Source organism: Streptomyces sp. NPDC005566 (genome assembly GCF_040605575.1).
Classification (GTDB): Bacteria; Actinomycetota; Actinomycetes; order Streptomycetales; family Streptomycetaceae; genus Streptomyces.
The window spans coordinates 1-12128 of sequence record NZ_JBEXDB010000017.1 but is presented as its reverse complement, the minus strand read 5'-3'; the positions used below and the strand labels follow the sequence as shown (position 1 = coordinate 12128).

Genomic DNA, 12128 nt, shown 5'->3' with positions numbered 1-12128 from the left:
GTCACCTGGCCTCTCGATGGTGTGCTTCTGCCGCTCGTCGCGGCGGTGGCTACTTCTTGATCCCGTGCTGCGCCGCCCAGTCGTTCGCGACGTCCTCGGGGTCCTTCTTGTCCTTGTCCACCAGGCGGTTGAGCTCGGTGAGGTCCTCGGTGGTCAGCGCGTTGCCGAGGCGGGCGAGAGCCTTGCGGACCGTCGAGTCGGCCTTGCGGTCGGCGATGAGGGGGACGATGTGCTGGCCGGGGACCAGATTCTTCGGGTCGGTGAGGACGACCCAGTTCTCGGCGACGATGTCGGTGTCGGTGGTGAAAAGGTTCGCGACGTCCACGTCGCCCTTCTTCAGGGCACCCTTGACGAGCGGCCCCGAGGAGTCGAGGGACTTGAACTCCTTGAACTCCACGCCGTACACGTCCTTGAGACCCACCGAGCCCACCGTGCGCTTCTTGACCTCGGGTGCCGCGCCGATGACGAGCTTGCCGTTGTGCCGGGCGAGGTCGGTGAGGGATGCGAGGCCGTACGTGTCGGCGGTCTCCCGGGTGACGACGAAGGCGTCGGAGTCCTCGGCCTCGCCGTACGGAAGGATCTGGAGGCCGGCCGGCAGGGCCATGGCGAGGGCGTTCTGCATCTCGCCCTCCTCCGTGGCCGCGGCCTCGGTGTCGAGGTAGTGGAGCAGGGCGCCCTGGTACTCGGGCAGGAGGTCGATGTCGCCGCCCTTGAGGGCGGGAATGAGGATCTCGCGGGTGCCGAGGTTGGGGCGGACCGTGGCCTTCACCCCGGCCGCCGTGAGGGCGGCGGCGTACAGATATCCCAGAACCTGGTTCTCGGTGAAGTTGGCGGTGCCGATGGTGACGCCGCCCTTGCTGGAGCCTCCGCCTCCGCCGCCGGATCCCTGACCGTCGAGGGAGGTGATGCCACTGCTGCAGGAGGCGAGGGCGGGAACGGAAGCGGCGGCGAAGAGCCCGCCGAGGAGAGTCCTGCGGTTCATGGTGCTTGCTCCTAGGCCGACGTGGCGGGGCGGTGGCGGAAAAGGGCGCGCTGGAGTGCGGAGAGCGCGAGATCGAGTACGACGGCGACGACCGCCACGAGCACGGCGCCGCCGAGTACCTGTACGAGGTCGCGCTGGGCGAGTCCGTCGAAGACGTACCGGCCGAGCCCGCCGAAGGACACGTACGCGGCGATCGTGGCCGTCGCGACGACCTGGATGAGCGCGAGCCTGAGCCCGGTCATGATCAGGGGGAGGGCCAGGGGCAGTTCGACCTGGAGGAGGACCTGGTGCCGGCGCATCCCCTGGCCGCGCGCCGCGTCCCGCACGTCGGGGTCGACGGCGGTCATCCCCGCGTACGTGTTGGTGACGATGGAGGGAACGGCGAGCGCCACGAGGGCGATGTAGACGGGCCACATCGACAGGCCGCTGGCGAGGAAGACCAGCACGACGAGTCCGACCGTGGGCAGCGCGCGTCCGAAGCTGGAGAGGTTGATGGCGAGGAAGGCGCCGCGCCCGGTGTGCCCGATGAGCAGGCCGATCGGCAGCGCGATGGCGGCCGCGACGACGGTGGCGAGCAGCGAGTACTGGAGGTGTTCGGCGAGGCGGTGCCCGATGCCGTCGGGCCCCGCCCACTGTTCGCCGCTGACCAGCCAGGCGCCGAGGCCCTTGAACAGTTCGTACATGAGGTCAGGCCCTCTGCTTCTGCCGGCGGGTCCAGGGAGTCAGGACGTACTGGAGGGTGACGAGCAGCGCGTCCGCGACGAGTGCGAGGAGCAGCGTCAGGACGACGCCGACGATGACGGGGGTGGGGAAGTTGCGCTGGAACCCGTCCGTGAACAACTGTCCGAGTCCGCCGTCGCCGATGTACGTGGCCACGGAGACGAGGGAGATGGACATCACCGTCGCGATCCGCACGCCCGCCATGATCACGGGGAGGGCGAGGGGCAGTTCGACGGTGAGCAGGGTGCGCATCGGCCGGGTACCCATGGCCTTCGCGGCTTCCTTGGTCCGGGCGGGGACGGAGTCCAGGCCCTCGACGGTGTTCCGCAGGAGTACGACGAGCGTGTAGATCGTCAGGCCGATGACGGTGGTGGTGCGGGTGAGACCGCTGACCGGCAGGAGGAGCACGAAGACGGCGATGGACGGGATGGTGAACAGGACGTTCGACAGGCCGAGGAGGAGTCCGCGCAGTTGGCGTACACGGTGTGCGACGACGGCCAGGGGGAGCGAGACGATCAGGCCGAGGAGTACGGCGGTGAGGGCGGCCTGCAGGTGGGAGAGCGTCAGGGTGGTGAGATCGCCGGTGTGGTCGGATATCCACGACCAGTCGACGGTCACGCGGCCACCGTGCTTGCCTCGCTGTGCACATGCCCCGCGTGTTCGTGGATGTCCTCGCGGGACGTCACGCCCGTGAGCACACCGTCCGCGTCGACCCGTGCGACCAGGCCGCTCGGCGCGGCGATCGACTCGTTGAGCGCCGAGAGGAGCGAGTCCGTGTCCCGCAGCGGCCGGACCGGCGTCTCCGCGTCCGTCTCGGTGTCGCGCCAGGCCAACGGCTTGCGGGCGGCGTCGAGGGCCAGCTTCCAGCGCGTACCTTCGGGGGCGGGGCCCTGCGGGACCGCCGTGAGCGTCGTGAGGGAGAGCAGCTTCAGGCCGCGCTCCGCGCCCAGGAAGTCCGCGACGAACGCGTCCGAGGGGCGGGCCAGGAGTTCGGCGGGGGCGGCACACTGGACGAGGTGGCCGCCGGTGCGGAAGACGGCTATGCGGTCGCCGAGCCGTACAGCCTCGTCGATGTCGTGCGTGACGAAGACGATGGTCTTGTTCAACTCCTTCTGAAGACGGAGGAGTTCGTCCTGGAGTTGGGTGCGGACCACGGGGTCGACGGCGCCGAACGGCTCGTCCATCAGGAGCACCGGCGGGTCCGCGGCGAGCGCGCGGGCCACGCCTACGCGCTGCTGCTGGCCGCCTGAGAGCTGGTGCGGGTAGCGCTTCCCGGCGTCGGCGGAGAGGCCGACCGTCTCCAGGAGCTCCGCCGCCCGCGCCCGCGCCTTCCTGCGGCCCCAGCCGAGCAGGAGCGGCACGGTCGCGATGTTGTCCAGGACGGTGCGGTGCGGGAAGAGCCCGGACTGCTGGATGACGTAGCCGATGGATCGGCGCAGCTCGGCGGCGTCCTGCTCCAGGACGTCCTTGCCGTTGACCCGGATCGTCCCGGAGGTCGGATCGACCATCCGGTTGATCATGCGGAGCGTCGTGGTCTTGCCGCAACCGGAAGATCCGACGAGGACGGTCACACCTCCCTCCGGCATCTCAAGGGTGAGGTCGTGCACCGCGGTTGTGCCGTTCGGGAAGTGCTTGTGGACCTTGTCGAATTGGATCATGAGGAGTCCCTTGCCCGGCTGCATATCATCATGCAGAGTTCTCGGTGACTGAATAGATTGTCAATAGGTCGTCGCCGCTCAGGCGTGAATCCCTGGCCATAAATGGTCGTAGGGCAAGACGGAGCGCCTGATTGAGGAGGAATCACCACTGATGTCGTCTCAAATCGTGGACGGGGTCGCCGGCGACAGCGGCGCGATCGTCGTCCTGGACGGCCGCCGACTGATGGTCGCAGATGTCGTACGCCTGGCCGAATCCGCCGCAAAACCCGTACCGGCAACCGCCGGGATGAAGCGTGTGGAGACCTCGTGGAACGCCGCGCGAGAGATCGCCTCATGGGGTCGCGTCTATGGTCGCTCCACCGGAGTGGGCGCTAACCGGAATGAGTCCGTGCCCACGGAGGCGGCCGCCGACCACGGCCTGAGGCTCCTGCGCAGCCACGCCGGAGCGATCGGCGAGGAACTGCCCGCACGACAGGTCCGCGCCATGCTCGCCGTCCGCGCCAACCAGCTGCTCGCGGGTGGTGCCGGCCTGCGCCCGACCGTCGTCACGGCGCTCTGCGAGGCCCTGGAGACGGGCGCCTACCCCAGGGTCAACGAATTCGGCTCGGTCGGCACCGGTGACATCGCCGCGCTCGCACAGATGGGCCTCGCGCTGGCGGGCGAGCACCCCTGGCAGGGAACGGGGGCGGCACCCGACCCGCAGCCCCTCGACAACAACGACGCCCTCGCCCTGATCAGCAGCAACGCCCTCACCCTCGGCCAGTCCGCGCTCGCCGTGCACGAGCTGCGTGGCCTGATCGCGGCCACGCAGGTGGTGGCGGCCCTGTCCCTGATGGCCATCGACGGTTCGTACGAGGCGTACGCGCTGCCCGTGCACGAAGCGCGGCGGCACGCCGGTTCGTTCGCGGTCGCGGAACGGATGCGGCAGCTGCTCGGCGCACCCGACCGCCCCACGCCGCCGCTCGGCCGGATCCAGGACCCGTACGGACTCCGCTGCGTGCCGCAGATCCACGGTCCCGCACACGACGCGGCGGACGCGCTCGAAGACGTCCTCATGGTCGAGATCAACGCGGCGGCCGAGAACCCGCTGATCTCGGCGGCCGACATGGCGGCATACCACCACGGCGGCTTCTACCTCGCTCAACTCGCCCTGGCGCTGGACCACTTCAGGCTGGCGGTGACCCAGGTGGCGCGCCTGTCGACCTCGCGCCTCTCGACGCTGAACGAACCCGGCTTCACCCGCCTGCGGCCGTTCCTCGCGGACGGCGAACCGGCGTCGTCGGGCGTGATGATCCTCGAATACGCGGCCGGGGCGGCGCTCGGCGACCTGCGAGCGTTTTCGGCGCCCGCGTCACTCGGCCACGCGGTGCTCTCACGGGGCGTCGAGGAGCAGGCCAGCTTCGCCTCGCTCGCTGCGCGCCAGACGCTGCGGGCGTGCGAGGCGTACCGGCTCGTGGTGGGCTGTGAACTCGTCGCGGCGATCAGGGCGTTGCGGCAGCGCGACATGCGTCTCGACCCGGAGCTCCCGGTGGGCCGCGCCTTCGAGCTGGCGGACTCGGTGCTCGACGCCGAACTGGCCGACCGGCCGTTGACGGATGATGTGACGAAAGCGGCCGGGCTGCTCGACCGGTTCACCGACCTGTGGCTGGACCTCGGAACCGGGAGCACAACGGCATTCGACGGTAGGGGTGTGGTGACGGGACGCTCCGAGTGACATTCCTGCTGCGCGGCATCAGATCGACGGAGAAGCAAGTCTGATCGACCTGCTGCGCGCCTGGGAGCCGGAGGGCTGGGACGCGATGTCGGGCCACCCCTTCCGCATCGAAGACATGCCTCCGGTGAACGGTCACAGCGCCGCCGTGGTCGCGCGGGTCCACCGAGACCAATCTCCGGTCAGGCTGCTCCGGATGGCGCGGACCAGGCAGGCAGACGGGTCGGGCCCCTTGCGCTGCCCGTGCCCCGGTGCCGACGGCGACAAAGCTGCGGGACCTGCTCCACGCCGCCGCCGACCGGACTGCGCCGACGTGCGGCCAGGAGTGAGCCCCCGCGTGTGAGTTTCACATCGCGGCAGACGAGTCGCACCCGGGCGATCACCCACCCCCGAAAGGCCTCTGTGCAACGGGAGTTGTCGCGGATCTTCGCTTCCCGGGCCCAGCTGCGCTACCGAACGGCGACGGGGTGCGGTGGGCCTTGGACGGCTTGGCTCATCACTCCTGTTCCCTTGCGATCCGGTTGGTGGCGCTGAGCTGCGCAGTTGGTGGACGTGAGGGTGGTGCCGGTGTGAGGACCGTTGACAAAAGAGTGACCTGCTAGAAACCTGTCACCTCAGCACCGCAAAATATTGACCGGATCACTCAAAATCCTAGCCAATGTACGCGAGTTCCCGGCGGGTGGCCTGCTTTCCCCCTGCCGGCGTCCCCGATCTTCCCCCCCATCGGTGTACCGGCAGCCCGCCCCCGGCCGTCGCCGTCCGCGTGGCGCAGGACGCGCCGTGCGGTCGGCGACGCGTCGCTGTGCCCTCCCGGTCCCGCAGCCCACGGAACTGAGGACAGCATGAGATGGAAGCAACTCGGACGGCGGTTCGCCGTCGGAGCGGTGGCAGCCGCACTGATGACCGTCGGGCTCCTGCCCGTCGCCGCGTCAGCGGCCGTCCCGAGCCCCGACCTGGCTCTCGGTAAGCAGGCGACGACCAGTGGGTCGCACGGCGGCTACGTGGCGTCGAACGTCACCGACGGCAGCCAGCAGACGTACTGGGAGAGCCCGGGCACCTTCCCGCAATGGGTCCGGATCGACCTCGGCAACCGGTTCGACGTCGACCACGTGGTGCTGAAACTGCCGACCACGTGGGAGGCGCGGACCCAGACGCTCGCCGTCCAGGGCAGCACGGACGGGAGCAGCTTCAGCACCCTGTCCGCATCGGCCGCCCGGGTGTTCAGTCCTTCGGCGGGCAACACCGTCACCATCGGCTTCCCCGCGAAGCAGGCGCGGTACATCCGGGTGCAGGTGACCGCCAACACCGGCTGGAACGCCGCGCAGCTCTCCCAGGTGGAGGCCTACGGGGAGGACGGCGGGGAGGATCCCGGCCCCCCGTCCTCCGACGGCTCCAACCTGGCGCTGAACAAGCCGATCGAGGCGTCGTCGGTCACGCAGACCTATGTGGCGGCGAACGCCAATGACGACAAACTCTCCACGTACTGGGAGTCGAACGGATACCCCTCGACACTGACGGTGAAGCTCGGAGCCGACGCCGACATCGAGGCCGTCGTCGTCAAGCTCTCCCCGGACCAGGCATGGGCGACCCGCACACAGAGCGTCCAGGTGCTCGGCCGCGCCCAGGACGCCACGGGATTCACCTCGTTGAAGGACCGGGCCGACTACTCGTTCAACCCCTCCGGCAACCAGAACACGGTGACCATCCCGGTCAGCGGGCGGTACGCGGACGTACAGCTCAGGTTCTTCTCCAACACCGGAGCGCCCGGTGCCCAGGTCGCAGAGATCCAGGTCGTCGGGACTGCCGCCCCCAACCCGGACCTGACCGTCTCCGAACTGACCTGGTCGCCCGCCACGCCGTCCGAGAAGGACGGCGTCACCGTGAACGCCACCGTGCGCAACACGGGTACAGCGGCAGCCGCCGCGACGACGGTCGACGTCAGCCTCGAAGGCCTGGTCGCCGGCAGTGCGTCCGTGGGCGGTCTCGCCGCCGGAGCCTCGGCCACCGTGCCGGTCGACGTCGGTAAGCACCCGATGGGCACCTACAGCGTCTCGGCGGTGGTCGACCCGACCGACACGATCGTCGAGCAGGACAACAGCAACAACAGCCGCGCCGCCGCGTCGAAGCTCGTGGTCTCCCAGAGCCCCGGCCCCGACCTCGAGGTGCTCGGCATCACGTCCAGCCCGTCGAATCCCGCGGTGGGCGCCGCCGTCACCTTCACCGTCTCCGTACACAACCGCGGTACCACAGCCGCGAGTTCCTCGACGGTGACCCGGCTCCTGGCAGAGACCACCACCCTGAACGGCACGACCGGGGCCGTTCCCGCCGGCGGCACGGTCAGCGTGCCCATCAGCGGGAGCTGGACCGCGAAGAGCGGTGGGGCCAATCTGACCGCCACCGCGGACGCGACCGGAGTCCTCACCGAGACCAACGAGAACAACAACGTCTTCTCCCGCGCCATCGTGGTCGGCCGAGGAGCTGCGGTCCCGTACACCGAGTACGAGGCGGAACAGGCCGACTACGAAGGCACGTTGCTGAAGGCCGACCAGGAGCGCACCTTCGGGCACACCAACTTCGCCACCGAGTCCTCGGGCCGTGAGTCCGTGCGGCTGAACTCCACCGGCCAGTACGTCGAGGTCACCTCGACCGTACCGTCCAACTCCATCGTGGTCCGCAACTCCATCCCCGACGCCCCCGGTGGCGGCGGGACGGAGGCCACGCTCAGCCTGTACGTCAACGACACCTTCGCCCGGAAGCTGACACTCTCCTCCAAGCACAGCTGGCTCTACGGCGACACGGACAGTCCCGAAGGCCTCACCAACCAGCCGCAGGCCGACGCCCGTAGGCTGTTCGACGAGTCCAACGCCCTGCTCGGCCAGACCTACCCCGCCGGTACGACGTTCCGTCTCCAGCGCGACGCGGGGGACTCGGCCTCCTTCTACATCATCGACCTCATCGACCTGGAGCAGGTGGCGCCGCCTGCCGCCCAGCCGGCCGGATGCACGTCGATCACCACCTACGGAGCCGTCCCGAACGACGGAATCGACGACACGGACGCCATCCAGCGGGCTGTGACAGCCGACCAGAACGGTGACATCGGCTGCGTGTGGATCCCGCAGGGCCAGTGGCGGCAGGAGCAGAAGATCCTGACCGACGACCCGTTGAACCGGGGCCAGTTCAACCAGGTCGGCATCAGGGACGTCACGATCCGAGGCGCGGGCATGTGGCACTCCCAGCTGTACACCCTCACCCAGCCCCAGAACGCGGGCGGAATCAACCACCCGCACGAGGGGAACTTCGGCTTCGACATCGACGACAACACCAAGATCTCGGACCTGGCGATCTTCGGTTCCGGCACCATCCGGGGCGGGGACGGCAACGCCGAGGGCGGAGTGGCTCTGAACGGGCGCTTCGGCGACGACACCAAGATCACCAATGTGTGGCTGGAGCACGCGAACGTGGGCGTGTGGGTCGGCCGTGACTACGACAACATCCCGGACCTCTGGGGACCGGGTGACGGCGTCGAGTTCACCGGCATGCGGATTCGTAACACGTACGCGGACGGCATCAACTTCGCGAACGGCACGCGCAATTCGACCGTGTTCAACTCCTCCTTCAGGAACACCGGCGACGACGCACTGGCCGTGTGGTCGAGCAAGTACGTGAAGACCCCGTCGGTGGACATCGGCCATGACAACCACTTCCGCAACAACACCATCCAGTTGCCCTGGAGGGCCAACGGCATCGCGGTCTACGGCGGTTACGGCAACACGATCGAGAACAACATCATCTCCGACACCATGAACTACCCCGGCATCATGCTGGCGACGGACCACGACCCGCTGCCCTTCTCCGGGCAGACACTGATCGCCAACAACGCGCTCCACCGCACGGGCGGGGCGTTCTGGGGCGAGGCCCAAGAGTTCGGTGCCATCACCCTGTTCGCGGCCGGTCAGGACATCCCGGGCGTCACGATCCGGGACACCGACATCTTCGACTCGACCTACGACGGGATCCAGTTCAAGTCGGGCGGCGGTTCCGTGCCCGGAGCGCAGATCTCGAAGGTCCGCATCGTCAATTCCGTCAACGGGTCCGGAATCCTCGCCCATGGAGGTGCGCGAGGCAGTGCGACCCTGACCGATGTGACCATCACCGGTTCGGCCGACGGCGACGTCGTGGTCGAACCCGGATCGCAGTTCGTCATCAACGGCAGCGCCGGTCGGGCGTCCAGCCGGAGGTAGATCCGTTCCTCGGACCGGGCGCGACCCGGCCCTCGGTCGGCGCACTGTCGCAGTGCGCCGACCGGGGGAGCGGAGTGAAATGGTGGTCCGTCCCGCGGAACCAGAACGGTCGGGCCACCGCCGCACGGGGGAACGGCTGACGCGGGCCTGGCCGGACCGCGTCAAGTTGCCGCCGCCTCACTTCGTACGGCCGCACCGTTCACCCACCGGTGGCCGGAGCCCTGCTCGCCCCCTCGGCCGTGCCGGGCCCGACGCCCCCGGAGGCCCTCATCAGCCGCCCATGGCCCATGACCCGTTCGTGCCCGCGGCCGCAGGGGCACTGCCCGCCGCCCCGGCGTCGTCAGCGCAGCGCCGCCGGCAGTTCCTCCCGGTGGACGATGCCCAGGCGCTGCGTGGCGCGGGTCAGTGCCACGTACAGGTCGCTGGTCCCGTACAGGGCGGGCTCCACCACGACCACATGGTCGAATTCGAGTCCCTTGGCCTGGCGCGGGTCGAGCAGCACCACCGTGCGGGTGAGGTCCGGCTCCTCACCGGCCGTGACTCCGTCCAGCGGGGCGGCGATCTCCTCGTGCAGCTCACGCGGCGCGATCACCGCGAGGCGTCCCTCCTCGGGCATCAGCTCAGCGACCGCCTGCGCGACCGCCCCCGCCAGATCCCCGCCGGAGTCCCGCGTCCACGGCGCCTCACCGGTGGACCGCACGGAGCCGGGCGGCTCGAAGGACGGGTCCGCGGCCTGTACGACCCTGGCAGCGAGCTCCATGATCTCGGCCGGCGTACGGTAGTTGACGCCGAGTCGCACGTGCTCGTAGCGGTCACCGACGTACGGCTGAAGGATGTTCTCCCACGAGCCGACCCCGGCCTCCTCGGAGGTCTGCGCCGGGTCGCCGACCAGGGTCAGCGAGCGGGTCGGCGAACGGCGCATCAGCAGCCGCCACGCCATCGGTGACAGTTCCTGCGCCTCGTCGACGATGACGTGCCCGAACGCCCAGGTCCGGTCGGCGGCAGCGCGTTCGGCCGCGCTGCGGTGGTCGGCCTCCTCCTGCCGCTCCGCCATGCGTTCGGCGTCGATGATGTCGTGGGCGGCGAGGATCTCGGACTCCTCCTCGTCCTCGAACTCGTACGTCTCCGAGCCCCGCGACATCTCCAGGACGGCCTGCGCGTACGCGATCCGCTCCTGGCGCCCGGCCTCGGCGGCCGCCCGCTCGGCACTGTCGTCGGCCCCGAGCAGTTCGGCGGCCTCGTCGAGGAGCGGGACGTCGGCGGGGGTCCACTCACCGTCTCCGAGCGTGCGCCGGATGGCGTCGGCGTCCTCGTCCGGTACGTACACGGGCTCGGCCAGATAGTCCGTCAGGAACTCCTCCGGGGTGAGCTCGGGCCACAGCGCGTCGATGGCGGCGTGCACCTCCTCGCTGACGGCGACGCTCTTGCCCAACTGGGCGAGGTCGTCCGGGCCGAGGAAGTTGGGGCCGCCGTACGGGTCCGCACCGAGGCGCTCGCCGAGCTGCGCGGTGAGGGCGTCGATGATCCGGAAGGCGAAGTGCGGGCGGGCGAGGTTGTGCGGGAGGCGTGTGTCGCGGGCCGCCTGCCGGGCCTCGTAGGCGATCTCCCAGTCGAGGACGAGGTCTCCGTCGTCGTTCCGGATGATCAGCGGGGCGCCGGGCTCGGGCAGCTGCTGCCGGGCGCGTACGGCCAGGGCGAGCGCCTCGGCCATCGGCTCGCCGCCTTTGACGGCGGCGGCACGGGGCGTGTCGGTGCCGCGCGCGTGGACGCCCGGGAAGAGCTCGGCCTGTGTGGCGAGCAGGACGCCCGTCTCGCCGAGCGCGGGCAGCACCTCGCCGATGTAGCGCAGGAAGGCGGGGTTGGGGCCCACGATCAGGACAGCGCGCTTGGCGAGCAGCTCGCGGTGCTCGTACAGGAGGAAGGCCGCCCGGTGCAGAGCGACCGCCGTCTTGCCCGTGCCCGGGCCACCTTCGACGACGAGTACACCGCGGTGCGGTGCGCGGATGATCCGGTCCTGCTCCGCCTGGATGGTCCGCACGATGTCGCCCATGCGGCCGGTGCGGGCGGAGCTCACGGCCGCGAGCAGCACGGCGTCGCCGCTCGGGTCCTCGAAGCCGGTGCGCTCCCGGTCCCCGAGGTCGAGGATCTCGTCGTGCAGTTCGGTGACGACGCGGCCCTCGGTGGTGAGGTGCCGGCGACGGCGCAGCCCCATCGGTGTGTGCCCGGTGGCGAGATAGAAGGGGCGGGCGACCGGCGCACGCCAGTCGATCAGCAGGGGAGTGTGTTCGGTGTCGTCCTCGCGGATCCCGATCCGGCCGATATGGTGCGTGTCGCCATTCGCGAGATCGATGCGCCCGAAACACAGCGAACCGTCGACCGCGTCGAGGGCAGCCACCAGACCCGAGCGTTCGGCGACGCGGACATCGCGTTCGAGGCGCGCCTGCAGGCCGGTCCCGACCGGCGTGAGTGCTTCCTCGACGGCCTCCGAGGCGGCCCCGCGCAACACGTCGACCCGGTGATGGAGCCGGTCGACGTATTCCTGCTCCTTCTCCAATTCGACGCTTTCCCGATTTGACAAAATAACTCCCTGCCGGATACTGTTCTTCTTGTAGGCCCCCTGTGTGGGGCCTTTTCTGTGGGCACACAGAAGAAATCAATATACGTGAGAAAATCCCCGGTCCGCAATTGCGGACCGGGGATTTCTCATGCACCGAAGGGGTGGGTCAGTCCCAGCGGTCCTGGTTGATGAAGCGGCTGAAGCCCCGCCAGGAGTTGGGTCCCATGACACCGTCGATGGGTCCGGTGTAGCCGTTGGC

General features: G+C 69.5%; 7 protein-coding genes. 2 read left to right on the top strand and 5 right to left on the bottom strand.

Translation table 11 applies throughout. The features are described from left to right. Positions 1 to 49: 49 nt before the first annotated feature. The 4 genes from ABZS61_RS25305 to ABZS61_RS25290 are packed head-to-tail and all read right to left on the bottom strand — an operon-like array spanning position 50 to position 3360. Complete coding sequence (locus ABZS61_RS25305) at positions 50 to 982, bottom strand: ABC transporter substrate-binding protein (protein ID WP_356425538.1); 933 nt, start codon at positions 980 to 982, stop codon at positions 50 to 52. 11 nt (positions 983 to 993) lie between these two features. Beyond that, on the bottom strand, positions 994 to 1665 hold the full coding sequence (locus ABZS61_RS25300; protein WP_356425535.1) for an ABC transporter permease: 672 nt from the start codon (positions 1663 to 1665) through the stop codon (positions 994 to 996). A gap of 4 nt (positions 1666 to 1669) precedes the next feature. Further along, the gene (locus tag ABZS61_RS25295) at positions 1670 to 2320 is read right to left on the bottom strand and encodes an ABC transporter permease (protein WP_356425532.1); all 651 of its coding nucleotides are present in this window, start codon (positions 2318 to 2320) and stop codon (positions 1670 to 1672) included. Further along, positions 2317 to 3360, bottom strand: coding sequence for an ATP-binding cassette domain-containing protein (locus tag ABZS61_RS25290; RefSeq protein ID WP_356425529.1), 1044 nt, complete (start codon positions 3358 to 3360; stop codon positions 2317 to 2319). Before ABZS61_RS25290 ends, ABZS61_RS25295 begins: the two co-directional genes overlap by 4 nt. 151 nt (positions 3361 to 3511) lie before the next feature. On the opposite strand from ABZS61_RS25290, the gene ABZS61_RS25285 reads away from it, so the two are divergent. Then, positions 3512 to 5074 (top strand): aromatic amino acid ammonia-lyase, encoded by a 1563-nt coding sequence (locus ABZS61_RS25285; protein ID WP_356425526.1) that lies wholly within the window; start codon positions 3512 to 3514, stop codon positions 5072 to 5074. Positions 5075 to 5913: 839 nt separating this feature from the next. Then, on the top strand, positions 5914 to 9312 hold the full coding sequence (locus ABZS61_RS25280) for a CARDB domain-containing protein (RefSeq protein ID WP_356425523.1): 3399 nt from the start codon (positions 5914 to 5916) through the stop codon (positions 9310 to 9312). 340 nt (positions 9313 to 9652) lie between these two features. Here the strand turns inward: ABZS61_RS25280 and ABZS61_RS25275 are convergent, their stop codons facing one another. Next, positions 9653 to 11866 (bottom strand): ATP-binding domain-containing protein, encoded by a 2214-nt coding sequence (locus tag ABZS61_RS25275; RefSeq protein WP_356426019.1) that lies wholly within the window; start codon positions 11864 to 11866, stop codon positions 9653 to 9655. Between the last annotated feature and the right edge of the window lie 262 nt (positions 11867 to 12128).